The 19,868-nt window shown below is 65.5% G+C and carries 18 protein-coding genes; 4 read left to right on the forward strand and 14 right to left on the reverse strand.

Translation table 11 applies throughout. The features are described 5' to 3' along the window. Window positions 1-80 precede the first annotated feature (80 nt). From ACLE20_RS07815 to ACLE20_RS07840, 6 genes are all read right to left on the reverse strand, one after another. Entirely contained in the window at window positions 81-2,234 is a 2,154-nt protein-coding gene (locus ACLE20_RS07815; protein WP_410939707.1) for a 5'-nucleotidase C-terminal domain-containing protein, read from the reverse strand. A gap of 150 nt (window positions 2,235-2,384) precedes the next feature. Then, window positions 2,385-2,756, reverse strand: coding sequence for an outer membrane lipoprotein Omp10 (gene omp10 / locus ACLE20_RS07820; RefSeq protein ID WP_410939708.1), 372 nt, complete (start codon window positions 2,754-2,756; stop codon window positions 2,385-2,387). 201 nt (window positions 2,757-2,957) lie between these two features. Further along, the gene (locus ACLE20_RS07825; protein ID WP_410939709.1) at window positions 2,958-4,409 is read right to left on the reverse strand and encodes a homospermidine synthase; all 1,452 of its coding nucleotides are present in this window, start codon (window positions 4,407-4,409) and stop codon (window positions 2,958-2,960) included. Window positions 4,410-4,560: 151 nt separating this feature from the next. Beyond that, window positions 4,561-5,253: an aminotransferase class IV family protein gene (locus ACLE20_RS07830; protein ID WP_410939710.1), complete on the reverse strand. Its 693-nt coding sequence runs from the start codon at window positions 5,251-5,253 to the stop codon at window positions 4,561-4,563. Next, complete coding sequence (locus ACLE20_RS07835; RefSeq protein ID WP_410939897.1) at window positions 5,250-6,407, reverse strand: aminodeoxychorismate synthase component I; 1,158 nt, start codon at window positions 6,405-6,407, stop codon at window positions 5,250-5,252. The genes ACLE20_RS07830 and ACLE20_RS07835 overlap by 4 nt, the downstream gene beginning before the upstream one ends. Window positions 6,408-6,504: 97 nt before the next feature. Next, entirely contained in the window at window positions 6,505-8,367 is a 1,863-nt protein-coding gene (locus ACLE20_RS07840; protein WP_410939711.1) for a M3 family oligoendopeptidase, read from the reverse strand. 223 nt (window positions 8,368-8,590) lie between these two features. On the opposite strand from ACLE20_RS07840, the gene ACLE20_RS07845 reads away from it, so the two are divergent. Next, window positions 8,591-10,117, forward strand: coding sequence for a sigma-54-dependent transcriptional regulator (locus ACLE20_RS07845; RefSeq protein ID WP_410939712.1), 1,527 nt, complete (start codon window positions 8,591-8,593; stop codon window positions 10,115-10,117). Between the two features lie 225 nt (window positions 10,118-10,342). Further along, window positions 10,343-12,364 (forward strand): DUF882 domain-containing protein, encoded by a 2,022-nt coding sequence (locus tag ACLE20_RS07850; protein ID WP_410939713.1) that lies wholly within the window; start codon window positions 10,343-10,345, stop codon window positions 12,362-12,364. A 75-nt stretch (window positions 12,365-12,439) separates the two neighbouring features. Here ACLE20_RS07850 and ACLE20_RS07855 read toward each other — a convergent pair whose 3' ends face one another. The 3 genes from ACLE20_RS07855 to ACLE20_RS07865 form a co-directional block, all read right to left on the reverse strand. Further along, window positions 12,440-12,703 carry a DUF2312 domain-containing protein gene (locus ACLE20_RS07855; RefSeq protein WP_410939714.1) on the reverse strand — a complete coding sequence of 88 codons (264 nt, stop codon included), beginning with the start codon at window positions 12,701-12,703 and terminating at the stop codon, window positions 12,440-12,442. Window positions 12,704-12,845: 142 nt separating this feature from the next. Next, a complete protein-coding gene (locus ACLE20_RS07860; protein WP_410939715.1) occupies window positions 12,846-13,151 on the reverse strand; it encodes a DUF1244 domain-containing protein in 306 nt (101 codons plus the stop codon). Window positions 13,152-13,178: 27 nt separating this feature from the next. Next, window positions 13,179-13,973, reverse strand: a complete 795-nt coding sequence (locus tag ACLE20_RS07865) for an N-formylglutamate amidohydrolase (RefSeq protein ID WP_410939716.1) — start codon at window positions 13,971-13,973, stop codon at window positions 13,179-13,181. A gap of 221 nt (window positions 13,974-14,194) precedes the next feature. Here ACLE20_RS07865 and ACLE20_RS07870 point away from each other — a divergent pair, with 221 nt between their 5' ends. Next, the gene (locus ACLE20_RS07870; RefSeq protein ID WP_410939898.1) at window positions 14,195-14,641 is read left to right on the forward strand and encodes a DUF1036 domain-containing protein; all 447 of its coding nucleotides are present in this window, start codon (window positions 14,195-14,197) and stop codon (window positions 14,639-14,641) included. Then, a complete protein-coding gene (pyk, locus tag ACLE20_RS07875; protein WP_410939717.1) occupies window positions 14,641-16,080 on the forward strand; it encodes a pyruvate kinase in 1,440 nt (479 codons plus the stop codon). Before ACLE20_RS07870 ends, pyk begins: the two co-directional genes overlap by 1 nt. A 63-nt stretch (window positions 16,081-16,143) precedes the next feature. On the opposite strand, the gene ACLE20_RS07880 is transcribed toward pyk, so the two are convergent. The 5 genes from ACLE20_RS07880 to purE all read right to left on the reverse strand — a co-directional run bounded on the left by ACLE20_RS07880 (window position 16,144) and on the right by purE (window position 19,865). After that, window positions 16,144-17,148: an alpha/beta fold hydrolase gene (locus ACLE20_RS07880; RefSeq protein WP_410939718.1), complete on the reverse strand. Its 1,005-nt coding sequence runs from the start codon at window positions 17,146-17,148 to the stop codon at window positions 16,144-16,146. A 172-nt stretch (window positions 17,149-17,320) separates the two neighbouring features. Continuing rightward, window positions 17,321-17,947 (reverse strand): hypothetical protein, encoded by a 627-nt coding sequence (locus ACLE20_RS07885; RefSeq protein WP_410939719.1) that lies wholly within the window; start codon window positions 17,945-17,947, stop codon window positions 17,321-17,323. A 99-nt stretch (window positions 17,948-18,046) separates the two neighbouring features. Then, window positions 18,047-18,172 carry a type B 50S ribosomal protein L36 gene (ykgO, locus tag ACLE20_RS07890; RefSeq protein WP_034855034.1) on the reverse strand — a complete coding sequence of 42 codons (126 nt, stop codon included), beginning with the start codon at window positions 18,170-18,172 and terminating at the stop codon, window positions 18,047-18,049. A 182-nt stretch (window positions 18,173-18,354) separates the two neighbouring features. Further along, a complete protein-coding gene (locus ACLE20_RS07895) occupies window positions 18,355-19,404 on the reverse strand; it encodes a 5-(carboxyamino)imidazole ribonucleotide synthase (RefSeq protein ID WP_410939720.1) in 1,050 nt (349 codons plus the stop codon). Continuing rightward, window positions 19,401-19,865 (reverse strand): 5-(carboxyamino)imidazole ribonucleotide mutase, encoded by a 465-nt coding sequence (gene purE / locus ACLE20_RS07900; protein ID WP_410939899.1) that lies wholly within the window; start codon window positions 19,863-19,865, stop codon window positions 19,401-19,403. Before purE ends, ACLE20_RS07895 begins: the two co-directional genes overlap by 4 nt. Between the last annotated feature and the right edge of the window lie 3 nt (window positions 19,866-19,868).

The raw sequence follows: 19,868 nt of genomic DNA on the forward strand, positions 1-19,868 counted from the left end.
GAAAAGCCGGCCCGAACAATGTCCGGACCGGTCAAATCGCCTGGGACCAATCGTCCCAGGCGCGACAGGATCAGCCAGCCTCAGCGTGCCGGAATGGTCAGCGTCTCGCCGATCACCAGGCGCTTCGGCGCCGGATTGTCATTTGCCTCGGAGATCCGCCTCCATTCCACGCCATCGCCATAGGCCTGTTTGGCGAGATCCCACAGCGTATCGCCGCGCACGATGACATGGCTCGTCGCTGCCGGCGCGGCCGGAGCAGGCGCTGCCGCGGGCTCAGGCGCGGGGGCCGGCGTGGCAGGGGCTGCCGGCGCTGGTGCGGCAGGGGCCGGTGCGGCGGGCGCAGCAGCCTCCGGTGCCGGTGTAGGTGCTGCGGGGGCGGGGGCCGCCGGCGATGCTGCGGGTGTCGGCGCGGCGGGCTGCGGCGCAGGGGCGGAGATGGCAGGCGTCGTATCAGCGGGCGCCGGCGCGGGAGCGGAAGGCGCAGGCGCTGCCGGTGCCGGTGTAACCGGGGCAGAAGCGGGCGGCGTTGCGGGCGCCGCGGCCGGCGGAGTGGCCTGGGCGGTGGTGGTGGCGGCTGGCGGGGCGGCCGGGGCCTGCTTGGCCGGCGGCACATAGCTTGCCGGCGTCAGGTCGGTGATGCGGCCGTCCGTGTAGGGCGTATAGGGATTGTGCGCGCCGAGATAGGCGGCGACCACCTGTTCGAGGTTCGGCCCGAAATCATAGGCGTTCTTGGCACTGGTCGCGAAGATCTTGAAGCCGTCGCCGCCGCCGCGAACGTAATTGTTCGTAACCACGCCATAGGTCTTGGCCGGATCGAGCGGCACGAAACCATCGCCCTCCCTGGTTTCGACGCCGCTGATGCGGCTGCCGACAGGCTTCGAGCGGTCGAAGGAATATTTCAGCCCCGAGACCTGCAGGAATCGGCCGGCGCCGTCGTCGATCTGGCTGGCGGCGTTCTCCAGTGCGGTCAGGAGATCGGCACCCGTCAGCTGGAAGGTCGCCACCGTGTTCTGGAAGGGCAGGACCGTCAGCACTTCGCCCATGGTCACCGGGCCGGCATCGATCGGCGCGCGCAGCCCGCCGCCGTTCTGCAGCGAGATGGTGATGCCCTGGTCCTTGACGCGGTCGAGCTGGGCATCGGCGACCAGATTGCCCATGGCGCATTCACGCGCACGGCAGACCTTGCGGTCGCCGACGATCTCGGCGCTTGTTTCGCCCACCACCTGCTTCTTCAGATCCTCGATCGGCCCCTTCATCTCGTTGATGCGGGCGGTGAGCGCGGCATCCGGCTGGAACTTCGAATCGATGAGGATCGGCTCGCCGCTCGCTTCCTTGACCACGCCGGCATCGTCGAACACCACCTTCAGATCGCCGAGATAGCGGCTGTACTGAAAGGCCTGGACCACCGGCACCTTGTAGCCGGCCGGATTGTCGACCCAGGTCGGGTAGGGGCCTTCGGCACCTTCCACCGTGTTCGACAGCAGCGTGTGGCTATGCCCGCCGACCACGACATCGACATCCGGGATCTTGGCGATGGCGGAAAGGTCGCGCGGATAGCCCACATGGGTCAGCGCGATGATCTTGTTGACGCCCTCGGCTTTCACCTTGGCCACCGCCTCGGTGATCTTGGCAACATCGTCGGCGATCGTGATGTTCGGGCCCGGATTGGCGATCTCCGGCGTGTCGTTCGTCACCGCGCCGACGATGCCGATCTTCTGCCCACCCTTCTCGATCACGAGATAGGGCTTGATCCGGTCGCCGATCTTGGCCGCGGCGCTCGGGACCACATTGGCGGTGACGACGGGAAAGCGGATCTTGTCGAGGAAGGTGGCGAGCACGTCGTCGCTATCGTCGAATTCGTGATTGCCGACGGTCATCGCGTCGAACTTCATGGCGTTCAGCACTTCGGCTTCCGCCGCGCCCTTATAGGTCGTGTAGAAGAGCGAACCCTGGAAATTGTCGCCGGCATTGAGCAGCAGCGTGTTCTTCCCCGCGCCGTCCAGCGCGCCGCGGGTGGTATTGATCGCCGTCAGCAGGCGCGCGGCACCGCCGAAGCAGGCGTTCTTGCTCTCCTCTTCCGCCGAGCAGGTCGAATCGGTCTTGTTGATCGATTCGATTCGGGAGTGGAAATCGTTGATATGCAGAATGTCGAGCTCGTAATCGGCGAGGGCGGCACCGGTCGAAAGGGCCATCAGCGATGCGGCCAGCAATCCGGTCTTCAGGCTGCGGATCATGGGTGATCTCCTCATTGTCGGAACGCGCGGTCCGGCATCCGGGCATGCAACGGCCGCCGGCGAGCAGAGAGTTCCACCGTCAGATGACGACTGCAAGGCAAAAGCTGTGAAAATCGTAACTCCGCGCATATCGTGATGCGCGGCGGGCGGTTAGATCCGCCGGGTCAGGGAGAACTGGGCGCCGGTGTCCGTGGTGCAGTTCAGCTGCGACGGCGAGGCGACGGCGCAGTTGACCTTCTGCTGGGTCTTGCGGACCATCGAAGTCATGTTGATTTCCACCAGGCGTGGCGTCACGCTGACATAGGTGCCGGAGGCGAGAAGCTGGTTGGTATCGGTCGTGCGAGTGGAGAAGCTGCCGCCGGCAAACGTAGAGACAATGCCGTTCGGATCGACCCAGCTGCCATCGACGCCGGCGGGTGCCACCGGACTTGGCTGGACCATGGCCACCTCGCGCGGCGCGGACTGGCAGGCAGCAAGGGCCGCGGCCAGAGCCAACACGGTCAGGGTGGTGATGGGCTTCATCGCAATTCTCCGTATCGATAGCCGGGTCCGGCTCGGCAAAAACCATGCCGCGATCGACCCTTGAATGCAAGGCCGGCGGGCTGGAATGAAACGGGCGAAGGGGCGGATCGGTTTCGTTTGCCCGTGCACGCGGCGCATCTGCAACGCAAAGACGCCCGGAACTTTCATTCCGGGCGTCGAAGGAAAGCAAAATCGCGCGGATCAGCGCACGAGGATATTGCGGAACTGCCAGGGATCGCTCTCGTCGATATCTTCCGGGAACAGGCCTGGGCGACCGTCGAGCGGGGTCCAGTCGGTGTAATGACCTTCGACCGGGCCGAGATAGGGCAGCTGCACTTCGAGGCAGCGCTTGTAGTCGATCTCATCGGCCTCGACGATGCCGGCCTTCGGGTTCTCCAGTGCCCAGACCATGCCCGCGAGCACGGCCGAGGTCACCTGCAGGCCGGTGGCGTTCTGGTAGGGCGCGATGCGGCGGGTTTCTTCCAGCGACAGGCGCGAGCCGTACCAATAGGCGTTCTTGTCATGGCCGTAGAGCAGGACGCCGAGTTCGTCGACGCCGTCCACGAGCTCGTTCTCGTCGAGGACGTGGAACACCGACTGCGGCTTGCCGCCATTGCCGAACATTTCATGCAGCGACAGCACGGCGTCATTGGCAGGATGATAGGCGTAGTGGCAGGTCGGGCGGAAGGTCACGTCGCCGTCCTTGTCGCGGACGGTGAAATAGTCGGCGATCGAGATCGACTCATTGTGAGTGACGAGGAAGCCATATTGCGGGCCGGGGGTCGGGCACCAGGTGCGCACGCGGGTATTGGCGCCCGGCTGCTCGAGATAGATGGCCGCCTGGCAGCCCTTCTTGTGCTTCTTGGCGTTCTTCGGCATCCATTCTTCATGGGTGCCCCAGCCAAGCTCGGCCGGCTGCAGCCCTTCGGAAATGAAACCTTCGACCGACCAGGTGTTCCAGAAGACGTCGAGCGGCTTCGGATTCTTGGTGCGCTGCGTATCACGCTCGGCGATGTGGATGCCCTTGACGCCGACCTTCTTCATCAGCTTCGCCCAGCCTTCGCGGTCGTGCTGGTCCGGCTCGTCGAAATTGAGGCCGAGATCATTGGCGAGGTTGACGAGCGCCTGCTTGACGAACCAGGACACCATGCCCGGATTGGCGCCGCAGGTGGAGACGGCCGTGGCGCCGCCGGGGTTCTTCTTCTTCTCATGGCGCACGGTCTCGCGCAGCGCATAGTTGGTGCGCTCGGAGTTCTTCATGTTCTTGTCGAAATAGAAGCCGAGCCAGGGCTCGACGACGGTGTCGATGTAGAGCACATCGAGCTTGCGGCAGAGCTTCATGATGTCGAGCGAGCCGGTGTCGACCGAGAGGTTGACGCAGAAGCCCTGGCCCTTGCCTTCGGTCAGCAGCGGCTTCAACAGCTCCTTGTAGTTCTCGCGGGTCACATGCGCCTTGATGTGGCGGATGCCGTGGCGCTCGAGGATCTCCATGTCGGCCGCGTCTTCGCGCGGGTCGATGACGACCATCCGGTTCTTGTCGAACGTGAAGTGCCGCTCGATCAGCGGCAGCGTTCCCCGGCCGATCGAGCCGAAGCCGATCATGACAATCGGGCCGGTGATTTCGCCGTGAACCGGATAGGTGGTATCCGCCATAATGTGACTCTCCTGGATATGGCCGTCTCGGATGGCCGGCCGCGTACCGGCGGCCGTAAAAGCTTGAGCGTTGCGCTTGCAAAGACGGCGCAACGGCGGGTCCGCTGCCCCCTCAAGGGCTTGGGTCCGGGTTCCTAAGCACAAATCTCCGTCACAATAAAGAGCCGGCCCGGTCGGTTGTTCTGCGCAGAGGGGGATCGTCGGACGCGATCAAACGGGCGGCAATCAGTCCGCGCAGCGAATTGCCCATGAAGAGCGTCCCGATTTCGAGATCGGCAAGGCTCAGGCGGGTAACGCGGGCCTTGCGGGCGCAGATGAGCTCGGTGCGGAGCACGCCGGCGAGCAGCCCGGCCGAAATCGGCGGCGTCTTGAGGATGCCGGAGCCGTCGTCGAGGAAGAGCGAGGTGATCGTGCCCTCGCAAGGGTCGCCCGTTTCGTTGAGCAGCAGCACCTCGTCGGCTTCGGTGCCGGCATATTCCGCCCGCGCCGCCTCGTAAGACGCGCGCCGGCTGGTCTTATAGCGCAGCAGCGGATCGCGCGAGGCAAGCCGGGTCTTGGCAATCCGCACATGCCAGACCGTACCGGGGCGCTGGGGCGTGAAGGGCGTAGTGGTGATGTCGAGCGTCCCGTCGCGCGTGAGCACCAGACGGACGCGGAGTGCATCCGCCTCCTCGCGGTCGTTCGCCTCGGCCACCGCGGCGTCAAGCCGGCCGCCGAGCTCGGGCGGCAGGATAAAGCCCAGCCGGTTGGCCGAGCGCTTCAACCGCTCCAGATGCAGGCGTCGGCGCAGAATGCCGAGATGCGGCTCGAACCGCATGGTCTCTATCAGCGTGAAGTCCGTCATCGCGCCACCTCCATCTCGCCAAGCGCGAACCGCGCCTTCAGCAGGCATTCGGCATATTCCGACTCGGCGGTCGAATCGAAGACGATGCCGCCGCCGACATGGAATTGAGCCCGTCCATCGGCAAAGAGCGAGAGGGTGCGGATCGCGACGTTGAACTGCATGCTGCCATCTGGGCGGATCAGGCCGATCGCGCCGCAATAGGCATCACGCGGCCCCGTTTCGAGCTGGTGCAGGATCTCCATGGCCCGCAGCTTCGGCGCACCGGTCACCGAGCCGCAGGGAAAGAGCGCGGCGAAGATTTCGCCGACCGTCACGCCCGGGTTCAGCCGGGCGCGGACATGGCTGACCATCTGGTGCACGGTCGGATAGGTTTCGATGTCGAAGAGCTTAGGCACCTCCAGCGTGCCGACCGCGCTGATGCGCGAGATATCGTTGCGCAGGAGGTCGACGATCATCCGGTTCTCCGCCTGGGATTTCTCGTCCTCCAGCATCTGGGCGACGATCGCAGCATCCTCGTCCGCGTCGGCCCCGCGCGGCGCCGTGCCCTTCATCGGATGCGTTTCGATCGTCCCGTCCGCTCCGAGCCGGAAGAAAAGCTCCGGCGACCGCGAAAGCAGGATCGGCCCATCGAGTGCCACGAGCGCACCGTAATGTACCGGCTGGCGCTCGATCAGCGACCAGAAGGCGGCGAGCGGATCGCCGGTCCAGCGCGCGCTGATCGGCATGGTCAGATTGGCCTGGTAGCAGTCGCCTTCCCGCAGATGCCGGTGCAGCCGCTCGAAGCGCTGGCGATAGGCGGCAAGGTCCCAGGCGGCGCGCGGCTCGCTGAGGAGCGGCGCGTTGTCGGTGCGCCGCCGCGGTACGGCCATCGGATGATCCTCCGGCGCCGGACCGTCGAACACTCCGAAACAGAGAAGCGGCGTCTCGCGATCATCCTCGATCAGGCCTTCGAGCTTGGGCTCGAAGACATAGCCGGCTTCATAGGCAAGGAAGCCGGCCAGCCAGCGGCCGGCCCGGCGTTCCCTCTCCAGCGCCTCCAGTGCCGGCCGGATGTCGGCCCGCTTGCGCGCAACGATCAGCCGGTCCGGCTCGGCAAACAGGCTTTGCGTCCCGGTCTTGTCGTCGCGAAGGAGAATGAAGGGCGTTTCGGTCATCGGATCCGGTCTGGCAGCATGCAAGAACTGCCCCTTCTACGATGACTTCGCCCGCCTGTCTCCGACGCGGACTGCTTTATGTCGCGACAGGCTAAACTTAAGCGCCGTCGAGCGCCTCCAGCTCGTCGATCAGCCCCTCGATCATCGACAGGCCCTTGTCCCAGAAGGCGGGGTCGGTCGCATCCAGGCCGAAGGGAGCAAGCAGCGTGCTGTGATGCTGCGAGCCACCCGCCTTCAGAAGCGCGAAATATTTCTGCTGGAACCCCGGCTCGGCTTTCTCGTAGACGGCATAGAGCGAGTTCACCAGGCAATCGCCGAAGGCATAGGCATAGACGTAGAAGGGCGAATGGATGAAGTGGGGGATATAACTCCAATAGGTCTCGTAGCCTTCCGAGATCTTGACGGCCGAGCCGAGGCTTTCGGTCTGCACGGCAAGCCAGAGCGCGCCGATGTCGTCGGCGGTGAGCTCGCCGTCCTTGCGCGCCGTGTGTAGCCTCCGCTCGAAATCATAGAAGGCGATCTGGCGCACGACCGTGTTGATCATGTCCTCGACCTTCTGGGCGAGCATGGCCTTGCGCTCGCGCCGGTCGGTCGTCCGCGAGAGCAGCGCCCGGAAGGTCAACATCTCGCCGAAGACCGAAGCGGTTTCGGCGAGCGTCAGCGGCGTCGAGGCCATCAGCGCGCCCTGTGCCCCGGCCAGAACCTGATGCACCCCATGGCCGAGCTCGTGGGCCAGCGTCATCACGTCCCGCGGCTTGCCCATATAGTTGACGAGCACGTAAGGGTGCGCCGACGGCACGGTCGGGTGGGCGAAGGCGCCCGGCGCCTTGCCGGGCCGCACCGGCGCATCGATCCAGCCGCCATCGAAGAAGCGGCCGGCAATCGCCGCCATCTCCGGATCGAAGCCGCGATAGGCCTCGAGCACCGTGCTCTTTGCCTCGTCCCAGGGGATGGCGCGGTTGGTCGTTTCCGGCAGCGGTGCATTGCGGTCCCAGAAGTTGAGCTGCTCCATGCCGAGCCACTTCGCCTTCATCGCATAATAGCGGTGCGACAGGCGCGGATAGGCGGCCTTGACGGCCGCGGCCAGCGCATCGACCACCTCGCGCTCCACCCGGTTCGCCAGATGCCGGCTGTCGGCAATATCAGTGAAGCCGCGCCAGCGGTCGGAGATTTCCTTGTCCTTGGCAAGCGTGTTGGTGATCAGCGTAAAGGTGCGGATATGGGCCTTGAAGGTGGCTGACAGGGCTTCCGCCGCCTTGCGGCGCGTTTCCGGATCCGGTTCCTGCAGCTGGCTCAGGGCCACTTCCAGCGGTACCTCCTCGCCATCGATGGTAAAGCGCAGCGACGCCATGGTCTCGTCGAAGAGCCGATTGAAGGCCCCGGCGCCGGTCATGGATTTCTCGAGGAACAGCTGCTCCAGCCGGTCGTCGAGCTGGTAGGGCTTGTCCTTGCGCAGGTCGAGGATCCACGGTTTGTAATGGATCGCGAGATCATCGGCGACGAGCGCGCGCTCGACAACCTCGTCCTCGATCCGGTTCAGCTCCAGCGCGAAGAAGAGCAGGTGGCTCGAAAGATCGGTCAGCTTGGATTGGACATCGCCGTAGAACTTGCCGTTGGCGGGCTTCGTCGTATCGGAGAAATATGTCAGACCCGCATAGGAGCCGATCCGGCCCATGAGATCCTCAAGCGCCTCATAGGCCGCAACCGCTGCGCCGAGCCCTTCCTTGCCGGTCTTCGTCGCGGCTTCGGCAAGCTTGCCCTTCCAACGCGCCTCGAAGGCCAGGCAATCGGCTTCCGCCTTGGCGAGGTCCTGCTTGAACGCCGGCGAGTCGGGCGCCGGATAGAGATCTTCGAGGCGCCATTCCGGCAGGTCGCCGAGCGACGAATGCGCCGCTGCCTCGGCTGTGGCAGCAAAGGCCGGGCGGCGCGGCGAAGACGGTGTGGCAGAAGGATGGGTCAAGGCGAAAACTCCGGTCGATGAACGGGCCGGGACAGGCAAAACCGGGCGCGTGCCATCGGATCGGCGCGCCGTGCCTGCCGCTTTGGCGGGCGCAGACCGTAACGTCGGCGGTCGTTAAAATGCAAGCCTTTCGCCAAAGAGCCTCTTTAACCCTTTGTGCCAGGAATGGACGTGAAGCCGGTGCCTCTGCCGGGATTCGCAGTCTATGAAGAGGAGCGATCCTATGCCATCCCAGATTCTCGTGATCGATGATGATCCGGTTCAGCGCCGGCTTCTGATCCATGCGGTGGAGCGGCTGGGCCATCAGGCGATCGCCGCGGAAAACGGCCGCGTCGGGCTGGAGACGCTGATCGCGCGCCAGAAGCACATCGACGTCGTGCTGCTCGATCTGATGATGCCGGAGATGGATGGCCATGCCGTGCTCGCCGCCGTCCGCGAGCGGGGCATCTCGGTGCCGATCATCGTGCAGACCGGCCAGGGTGGGATCGAGACGGTCGTTCTTGCCATGCAGGCCGGTGCCTTCGATTTCGTGATCAAGCCCGTTTCGCCTGAGCGGCTCGCGGTGGCGCTCGGCAATGCGTTGAAGCAGAACCCGCGCGCCGAGCGGACGGTCAGCGCCCGTCGCGTGCGCGGCGAGCCGGTGCGGTTCGACGATGTTGTGTCGGCCAGCGGTGCGATGATTCGCGTGCTCGATCTCGCCCACCGCGCTGCACAGTCCACCATCCCTGTCGTGCTGGAAGGCGAATCGGGCGTCGGCAAGGAAATGGTCGCGCGCGCCATCCAGGGTGGCAGCGACCGGGCCGGTAAGCCCTTCATCACCGTCAATTGCGGCGCGATCCCGCCGAACCTCGTCGAAAGCATCCTGTTCGGCCATGAGAAGGGCGCCTTCACCGGCGCCACCGAGCGCCATGTCGGCAAGTTCAGCGAAGCCGATGGCGGCACGCTGTTCCTCGACGAGATCGGCGACCTGCCGCTTTCCGCCCAGGTGAAACTGCTGCGCGCGGTGCAGCAGGGTGAGATCGAGACGGTCGGCGCGCGCGCCCCGCTGAAGGTCGATGTGAGGCTGATCTCGGCCACCAACAAGGACCTGATCGGCGAGGTGCGGGAAGGCCGGTTCCGGGAGGATCTCTATTATCGGCTCAACGTCTTCCCGATTGCCATTCCGGCCCTGCGCCGGCGCAAGGAGGATATTCCGCTCCTGGTGCGCAGCTTCGTGCACCGCTTCTCCGCCGAGCAGCGCCGCGGCTCGCCGATGACGGTCGATGCCGGCGCCATGGCGCTGCTGACCGCCTATGACTGGCCGGGTAACATCCGAGAGCTCGAAAGCGCGATCTTTCGGGCGGTGGTGCTCGCCGATCATGACGAACTGACGCTCGCCGACTTCCCCCAGCTCGCCAATCTTCACCCGGAGGTCGGCCATCCCGCGCCGCGGCCGGCCATGCTGGTCGATGCGCCAGCCCGCGAGGAGGTTGGTGCCGTCGCTGCGCCCGCAACACAGCCTGCCGTCGCAGCCTCGCGCGGCGCCGTCGCCCGATCCCCGGCGGATGGGGCGATCGCGAGCGTCGACTCCGGCGGCAATGTCCGCAAGCTTGCCGAGGTGGAAGAGGAACTGATCCGTTTCGCCCTCAAGTTCTACCGCGGCCAGATGAGCCAGGTGGCGCGCAAGCTCGGCATCGGCCGCTCGACGCTCTACCGCAAGCTGAAGGACTACGGCATCAACCCGGACGACCCCTTTTCCGAAGCAGCCTAAGCAGCACTCCCCATGCAGCTCCCAACCCGGCATGGCCCCATGCCGGGGCGCCTCCCGAATGTTCCGTCGCGTTTAGACCTTGTTAGGGATGCGTTCACTATATTATAAGGATTGGTGAGGACTGTGGCATAAATGTCATGCTGTCACCGCAATTGACAGACATTGGACAGCCAGAGGACGCGATGTCCTTCGCATGGGGAATAGAGTTTGCAAGTCTTTTCGGGAATGAAAACGCGCCGCGATGCCGGCCTGCGCAAAACTCTTTCCAGCATCTGGGGCAAGCTTCCCCGTGTGCTGACCGCTATCGTCATCGCCGCGTCCATGGTCACGCCGGGCATGGCTCCGCCGGTCGAGGCCGCCGGCCAGACCCGAACGCTGAAGATCTATTTCATTCACACCCAGGAAAAGGCGCAGATCACCTTCAAGCGCAATGGCCGCTATGACCCCAAGGGTCTGCAGCAGGTCAACATGATGCTGCGCGACTGGCGCCGCAATGAGCCGACGAAGATGGATCCCCGCCTTCTCGACCTGATCTGGGAAGTCTACCAGAAGTCCGGTTCGCGCGATTATATCCATGTCGTCTCCGGCTATCGGTCTCCCGCCACCAACGGCATGCTGCGTTCGCGCACCAAGGGTGTCGCCAAGAAGAGCCAGCACATGCTCGGCAAGGCGATGGACTTCTACCTGCCGGACGTGAAGCTGAAGACGCTGCGCGAGATCGGGATGAAGTTCCAGGTCGGCGGCGTCGGCTATTATCCCACCTCCGGCTCGCCCTTCGTGCACATGGATGTCGGCGGCGTGCGTGCTTGGCCGCGCATGAGCCGCAGCGAACTCGTCCGGCTGTTCCCGGATGGCAAGACCATGCATCTGCCCTCCGATGGATCGCCGCTTCCTGGCTATGAGCAGGCCGTGGCCGATTACAAGCGCCGCGTCGGCGCCGATGCGATCCAGGTTGCCGGCGGCGGCTATTCCGGCCCCGGCGACAAGGCTACCAAGCGGCCCGGCAAGACCCTCATGGCCATGCTCTTCGGCGGTGGCGACGAGGATGAGGATGCATCGGCCATCGCCAGTGGCGGCGGTTCCGACAGCGACGATTCCGAAGCGCCCGCCACGGCACAGCGCGGCAAGGCAACGCCGCCGCCCGCCAATACGCCGGTGCTCGCCGGTGTCGAAGGCGCCGATGAAACCCCGGTGCGCGAGACCGCCGTTGCCGCTGCGGAAGAAACCGTCAAGGCGCCCGTGCCCCTGGTCCGCCCCGCCTTCCAGGATCTGCCGGCTGAGAGCGGCGTGCAGACCGCGCTCGTCGCGCCGCCCCGCAATGCCGCGCAGGATGCGCTGGCCGCCGCGACGCCACAGGCTGCCGCCCAGGAAGAATTTGCCGATCTTGCCCGTATGAAGGTGCCGGTGCCGCAGGCCCGCGTCACCGAGCTGCAGGCCGGTGCGGCGCTTGCCGATGCCGCGGAAGCCGCCGAGGAAGGCGAGGCGCTGGCCTTCGTTCCCGTTCCGGCGCTGCGTCCGGCCGGTGCCGAGGCCCTGGCCGCCGTCGCGGCTGCCGAGGTTGCTCAGCCGGAAGAGGGCACGAGCCCCGCGGTCTCCGCTCCGGCCGTCGTCGCCATGGCGGATGCCGGCAGCGAGCCGCTGGCCGCCGCCAAGGCAACGCCCGTCTTCGCGCCGCGCCCCGCGGAAGAGGTGAAGACCGCCACCACCCCGCTCGCTTCGCAGCCTGCGCCGGCCGCGCAAGCCGAACGTGACGTCGCTGCTCTGACGCCGGCCCAAACCCGTGCGCTGGCCAGCGTTGTGCCGCCGGCCAATCCGTCCAACGAGGCGCGGGCCAAGGTGGCGCTGGCATCGCCCAGCCAGGACCCTGTCGAGATGGCTGCCTATGCGCCGGATCCGATGGAAGGCAAACGCGACATCTTCCGCAGCGCCTTCGACATGCCGCCGGAAGCGCCGAAGGCGGGACGGCCGAAGAAGCAGCAGGCCGAAGCCGCGCAGCGTGTTTCCAAGCGCACCGCGCCGAAGCTGACGCAGAAGATCATCGCCGAATGGGCGCTGACCACCGGCCGCATGGCGCAGCTCTCGCGTCCGGTCAAGGCGCCGCGCTTCGTCAGCCCTGCGCTCCGCGCTTCGCCGACCACGGTTTACTCCGCCGGCTTCTCCAGCGCTCCCGCCACGGTCGATACCGCCCGCTTCTCCGGCACCGCCGTCAACTTCATGGAAGTCAAGCGCTTCAGCAATGGCGGCTGAGGGCAGCCAAACCTCGGTCATCAGACACAAAAAAGCCCGGTCGAAGCCGGGCTTTTTTCATGGCAGTCGGAGCGATCACTCCTCCTCGGGCAAATCGATCATGCCGAGCGCGGCGAGGTAGGTGTCGAGGATGGCTTCCTGTTCCATGCGCTCGTCCTTGTCCTGCTTGCGGATCTGGATGACTTTCTTCAGGATCTTCGTGTCGAAGCCCGTCGATTTCGCCTCACCATAGACATCCTTGATGTCGTCGGCGATGGTCTTCTTCTCCTCTTCCAGGCGCTCGATGCGTTCGATGAACGAGCGAAGCTGGTCGCGTGCGACGCCGTGGGCATCTGACATAGGGGGCTCCTTTTTCGGGGATCGATGGGGTGCGCGTCACCTGCCGCGAAGCGTCGGCGAGGTCAAGGGGCAAAGCGACGATGCCGGCGGCCGATGCGCGAAAGCGATGGCCGCGCGTGAGTCCGCCGGCGAAGGGATCGGCCTATTCGTGCGGGCGGTTGGTCTCGAAGGCGGCCTGCTGCTCGGGCGTCGCCTCCCGCTGATGCTGCGCCCGCCAGGCTTCGTAGGGCATGCCATAGACGAGCTCGCGCGATTCGTCCTTGCTCAGCGGCAGGCCGGCTTCCTCCGCTGCCTCCCGCATCCAGTTCGACAGGCAATTGCGGCAGAAGCCGGCGAGGTTCATCAGGTCGATGTTCTGCACATCGCTGCGCGTTGCGAGATGGGAGAGCAGGCGGCGGAAGGCAGCGGCTTCGAGATCGCGCTTCTGGTCGTCGGTGAGGTCGGTCATGGTCTGTCCTTTCGTCGCGCTGCCGGCTCAATCGTCATAGGGGCCGGTGCGGGAGGGGTGCCGCTCGACGCGGTGCAGTTCGGGAAGGCCGTTCAGGCTTTCGAAGATCGGCGCCAGACGGTCCGCCCAGGCGATGGCGCCGGCCTCGTCGCCGATCTGGTCCTGGCGCACCTCGATCAGCGCATGTGCCAGGCCCGCCACCATGCCATGGCGAAACAGCGTGTCGCCGCGCAGTGCCCCGTCATAGGGCTCGTTGTCGGCCACCGTCAGCGTGGCATCGGCGGAGAGCGCCTGGAGCAGCGGGCGCATGGCCCGGTCGTCGCCGTCCCAGAGCACGGTCACCTCCCAGGGGCGCGGCACGCCCTTCCAGTGCGGTGTGAAGGAGTGGAGCGAGAGGAGCAGGGGGGCTCTGCCCGAGCGCTCCGCCACGCGAGCAATGGTCTCACTGACGGCCTGGTGATAGGGGCGGTGGAAGCGGGACAGCCGCCGCTCGCGCTCCTCGGCGCTCATGGGGTGGTTGGCGGGGATGACCGCGCCGTCGGAGATGCGCATGATCAGCGTCGGATCGTCCTCGCCCCGGTTCGGGTCGATCAACAGCCGGGAGAAACGGCTCATGACAGCCGGCACGTTGAGGCGGGCGGCGAGCGCCCTCAACAGAGGCTCGACGCCGATGTCATAGGCGATATGGCGGGCAAAGGCCGCGGCCGGCAGGCCGAGATCGCCATAATCGGCAGGCAGAAGGGCGGTGGCGTGGTCGCCCAGCAGGAGGAGACCGCGCCCGTAGTCGCCGTCGATGATCTCGAAGGCTTCGCTCGTCGCCATGCCATCCTCTTTCGCCGCACGCGTTCCGCCTCCGGCATCGCATGCCGGTATGCTTCGCGCAAGTCATTGAGCCTAGCCATCAATCGCGCCCAGAAAAAGCCAGAAATGCCCTGTGTCTGCCGCGTTGACTTTCGAGGCTCGAAGTCGCAAGAAAGTGCCTCGACAAACGCAATGGAGTTCCATTGGAAACCGTGTCTCGACACCCCATCCCCCCGTCGAACATGCGTCGATCGTTTCTAGGCGTCGTGGCGTTTTTTTCGCTCTCCATGGCCGCTCCGCTTCTCCTCCCCAGCGAAGCGCATGCGGAATTTCGCGTCTGCAACGGCACGCAGAATCTCGTTGGCGTGGCGATCGGCTATCGAGCCCAGGAAGGCTGGATCACCGAAGGCTGGTGGCAGGTGCCGGCAACGACCTGCGCAACCCTGATCGAGGGCGAGCTCAAATCGCGCTACTACTATCTCTACGCCGAAGATGCGGCCCGCGGCGGACGCTGGACGGGCAATGTCAACATGTGTGTGGCGGAGAACGAGTTCAAGATCACCGGCGTGCAGGACTGTTTCGCGCGTGGTTTCCAACGCATGGGCTTCAAAGAATATGACACGGGACGGCAGGGGAGCTGGATGGTTCAGCTCTCGGATACGCCCGGGACCCAAGAAGGCCAGAACTGATGAGACGGAATCGAAAAGCCAAGATCCTCGCGACGCTCGGACCAGCGTCGGGCGAGGAGCACATGATCCAGAAACTGCATGAGGCGGGCGCCGATCTCTTTCGGATCAATATGAGCCATGCCAGCCACGATCTCATGCGCACGCTCATCAAGCGCATCCGCGCCGTGGAAGAGCGCTGTGGCCGGCCGATCGGCATTCTCGCCGACCTGCAGGGCCCGAAGCTGCGCGTCGGCAAGTTCGCCGAAGGCAAGGTGGATCTCACCCCTGGCCAAACCTTCACGCTCGACAACAACGACACGCCCGGCGACAACACGCGCGTCTTCCTGCCGCATCCGGAAATTCTGGAAGCGGTCAAGGCCGGCCACCGCCTGCTGATCGACGACGGCAAGCTGCATCTGCGCGCCGAAAGCTCGGACGGCACCAAGATCGTCTGCACCGTCGTGTCCGGCACCAAGATCTCCGACCGCAAGGGCGTCAGCCTGCCGGATACGTTGCTCGGCGTCGGCGCGCTGACCGAGAAGGATCGCGCCGATCTGGATGCCGTCCTGGAGACCGACGAGGTCGATTGGGTGGCGCTCTCCTTCATCCAGCGGCCGGAAGACCTCTCGGAAGTGCGCAAGGTCTCGCGCGGCCGCGTGGGCCTCATGTCCAAGATCGAGAAGCCGCAGGCGATCGAGCGCATCGACGAGATCATCGAGCTCTCCGACGCGCTGATGGTGGCCCGCGGCGACCTCGGCGTCGAAATGCCGCTCGAAGCTGTGCCTGGTCTGCAGAAGCAACTGATTCGCGCCTGCCGCCGCGCCGGCAAGCCGGTGGTCGTGGCCACCCAGATGCTGGAATCGATGATCTCCGCGCCGGTCCCGACCCGCGCCGAAGTCTCAGACGTCGCTACCGCCGTCTTCGAAGGTGCGGATGCGGTGATGCTCTCGGCTGAATCCGCGTCTGGCGACTATCCGGTCGAAGCGGTGGCCACCATGGCCTCGATCGCCAGCAAGGTGGAAACCGATCCGCATTATCCCGGCATCATCTATGCCCAGCGCACGCCGCCGGAAGCAACCGGCGCCGATGCGATCTCGCTGGCGGCCCACCAGATCGCCGAGACGCTGCGCCTGTCGGCGATCGTCTGCTACACTGCCTCCGGCAATACCGGCCTGCGCACGGCGCGCGAGCGGCCCCAGGTGCCGATCCTGGCCCTGTCGCCGGTCATCCAGACCGCGCGTCGTCTCTCGGTCGTCTGGGGCACGCATTGCGTGGTGACGTCGGATGCGACCGACCTCGACGACATGGTCAACCGCGCCTGCCGCATCGTGGCCTCCGAAGGCTTCGGCAAGCCGGGTGATCGCATCATCATCTCGGCCGGCGTGCCGCTCGGCACGCCTGGTGCCACCAACATGCTGCGCATCGCCTATATCGGCCAGGACGGCATGAGCGGCGTCTGACCGCGCCACGGATCTTAGGACCCTGCAGCGCCGCCCCTTGCGAAAGGGGCGGCGTTGTCGTTCCTACTTCTCGTTATCCTTGGCGATCCGCGCTTCGTCCGCCCGGGCGATGGCCTCCAGATCCCGCGGTTTGCCCGCGACAGTCTCGATTGCTGCGATGGCGAGATCGGTGACAATGTAATCGGGCTTGTGGCCGAGGTTATGAACGGTGACCAGGCGGCTGCCGGCAATGTCGCGGGCCAGCCCCTTCGAGTGGATCTCAGGAAGAACGATGGCATCGCGATCGCCGGTGATGATGACGGTCGGCGCCTTGATCTCCCGGTAGCGCGGCGAGACGCGTTTCACATAGTCGAGCAGGTTGGCGATATCGATCGCATTGTTCTGAAACTGGCGCGGGCGGAGCGCCAAGCGAATCTGCGCCTTCTCGACATAGTCGTCCGGGCGGTGGTTCGGGGCAAAGACGCTGCGCGTCGCCTTGTCGACCAGAGCGAGCCCGACCGGCGGGGCAATCAGCGTTGCGAAGAGATCTCCGAGCAACGGAATGCGGGCGACGGAGTAATACCAGTCGATGCCGCCCGGCCAGGGATGGGTGGCCGGCGAGAGGAAGACCAGGCCGGCGACGCGCTCCGGATGCTCAAGCGCGAAACTGGCGGCAATGGCGCCGCCGAAGGAATGGGCGACGATGATCGCCTTGTCGATGCCGCGCTTGGTCATCAGCGCCGCGATCGCATCCGCCTGGCCGTCGGGATAGGCATTGCGCGGCCCGCCGCGCTCGGAATAGCCCATCCCCGGCCGGTCGAGGAACAGCATCTCCGCCCGGCCCTCGAGCTTCGCACGGAAGGCGGTCATCGGATCATTGAGATTGGCGCTGGCCCCATGGATGAAGACGATCGCCGGCAGGTCGGCGTTCGGCCCGCGCGGCACGAGCACGCTGTTCATCCGGAACCCGCCGACATCGATCAGCTCGCCGCGATTGACATTTTCGCGCTCGAAGGCCGCCGCCTGGTAGGTGCTGAAGCCGAGACCGGCGAGAAGGGTCGCCAGAAAGGCGGTGAGAACGATAAACATGAGGCGACTAGGAAACCGGGAGGAGGGGGACACGAAAATCACATAGACCTTGGAGAGGCGACAGGCAGTCAATTCCTCTACGTCGAAACGCAAGGCCCGGTTCAACAGCGGACCGCAACCTCGCTTCGGCGCGGCTGCGCCTGCCTCAAGGGGAAAGCTGGGGATGGGACGATCAGGTCCGGTTGCCGGCGAGCTTTTCCTCGATCTCGCCCAGTTGTTCCTGCGCCTTGCGCTCGGCCGGGTAGACCGCGAGGAAGCGCTCCCACGCTTTCAGAGCCAGCTCGTCCTTGCCGGAAGCGGAGAGGATGGCGGCCATGCCGGCCAGCGCACCGAAGTGGCGCGGCTCTAGCGCAAGGACATGATTGATGTCGGACATGGACTTGCGGTAATTGCCCATCTGGAAGTTCAGCGTCGCCCGCTGATTCCAGCCCTCGACATAATCAGGATCAAGCGCGATCACCTGGTCATAGAGGTCGAGCGCGCTCGGCTGCTTGTTGGCAGCGATCGCCTTGGCGGCCCATTGCATCAGAAGATCGATCGACGCGCTGCCGGAGACTTGCCATTCGGTTCGAATGGCGTCTGCGATCTCACGCGCCTTGTCCGCATCGCGCTGCCGCTTGAGGGCGGTGAAGAGCGTGTCCAGCTTCTCGGCATGCGTCGGAGGGGCAGCGGACGTTGCAGCCGGAGCGGTGGCGCTTGGCGGCTGAGGCGGAGCGCCGGCGGGCTGCGCAGCGATGGGCCCGGCGGCAACAGCAAGGGCGGCGGCGAGAATCAGTGGACGGATCAACAAAACGGCCATGGCGAGAAGCTAACTCGCCATGGCCGAAGGTCCAATCAAATTCGAGGCATCAGCGCGCGGCGGCGTGTTCAGACGCGCCGCAGGTCCTGCCGAGATGCTTCAGCCCTGGCGGGCCTTGAAGCGCGGGTTCAGCTTGTTGATGATGTAGACGCGACCCTTGCGGCGAACCAGGCGGTTTTCGCGGTGACGGGCCTTCAGCGACTTGAGCGAATTCTTGATCTTCATGGGTCTAGTCCGCAGTTTCGGCGAGTTGAGGGTCGCACGGGTCTCTAACAAGGAAAAGCGCGCCGTCAGGTTTCTTGAAAAACCCGAGCGCGCTCTGAGGGTGGCAGGCCAATAACGCGACACCTGGTCGATGTCAACCTGGAACGCCCGGAATTCACCGCCCGCGCCAGGGTTGGAAGCCTTTAGCGCAAGGTCGTGACATGGCCCATCTTGCGGCCCGGCCGGGCGTCCGCCTTGCCATAGAGATGCACGAGCGTGCGCGGCGTCGCCAGCCACTCCGGCACGCTGTCGATCTCCTCGCCGATCAGATTGTGCATGATGCAGTCGGAATGCCGGGAGGCATCGCCAAGCGGCAGGCCGGCCACGGCGCGCATATGCTGCTCGAACTGCGAGACGACGCAGGCCGCTTCCGTCCAATGGCCGGAATTGTGCACGCGCGGTGCGATCTCGTTGACCGAAAGCCCACCCTCCGCCGTGACGAAGAATTCGACGCCGATGACGCCGACATAGTCGAGCGCCTCGAGAATGGCGCGGGCCGCGGCGCCAGCCTTGGCGCCAAGCGCGGGATCGATCCGAGCCGGCACAGTGGATGTGTGGAGAATACCCTGGCGGTGGACATTCTCCGCCGGGTCGAAACAGACGACGGTGCCATCGCTCGATCGGGCTGCGATGATGGAAATTTCGCGCTCGAAGGAGATGAAGCTTTCGAGAATGAGCGGCACGGCGCCGAGGGCGGCGTAGACCGTCTCTTCCTTGTTGTCGCGGCCGGTGAAGACATGCTGGCCCTTGCCGTCATAGCCGAGCCGGCGTGTCTTCAGCACGCCGCGGCCGCCGAAATCGGCAAGGCCGGCGCTGAGCTCCGCTAGGCTGTCGACAGCGTGGAAGCGCGCGGTTTCAAGTCCGCAGGCGTTGAGAAAGCGCTTCTCCGTCACACGATCCTGCGCCACCTCCAGCGCCTTCGGCGGCGGGTAGACCGGCAGGCTGCGGGCAAGGCGTGTGGCGGCAGCGACCGGCACGTTCTCGAATTCATAGGTGACGATGTCGCAGGCGGCGGCCAGTGCGTCGAGCGCGACCTCGTCGTCATAGGCGCCGACGATCTGGCGCGTCGCGGTCTGGGCGGCCGGACAATCGGCCTGCGGCTCGAGAATGACCGTGCGCAGATTGAGCCGGGCCGCCGCGATCGCGAGCATGCGGCCGAGCTGGCCACCCCCGATAATGCCGACCGTCTTCATGCCACATCGACCGGAAATTCGGCGACCGCGGCACTCTGCTCTTCCCGCCAGATATCCAGCCGGTCCGCAAGGTCGGGATCGGAGAGCGCCAACACGGCGGCGGCGAGCAGCGCGGCATTGATGGCGCCGGCCCGGCCGATGGCCAATGTCCCGACGGGAATGCCGGCCGGCATCTGGACGATCGACAGCAGGCTGTCCTGCCCGGACAGCGCCTTGGACTGAACCGGGACTCCGAAGACTGGGAGAGGCGTCATGGCGGCCGTCATGCCGGGCAGATGCGCGGCACCGCCGGCACCGGCGATGATCACCTTGAACCCTTCGTCGCGCGCGCCGCGGGCAAAGTCGACCAGCCGTTCCGGGGTGCGATGTGCCGAAATGATCCGCGCCTCATAATCGACGCCGAGCGCCTCGAGCATGTCGGCGGCGTTCTTCATGGTCTCCCAATCGGACTGGCTGCCCATGAT

It is taken from the genome of Rhizobium sp. YIM 134829 (genome assembly GCF_046546455.1).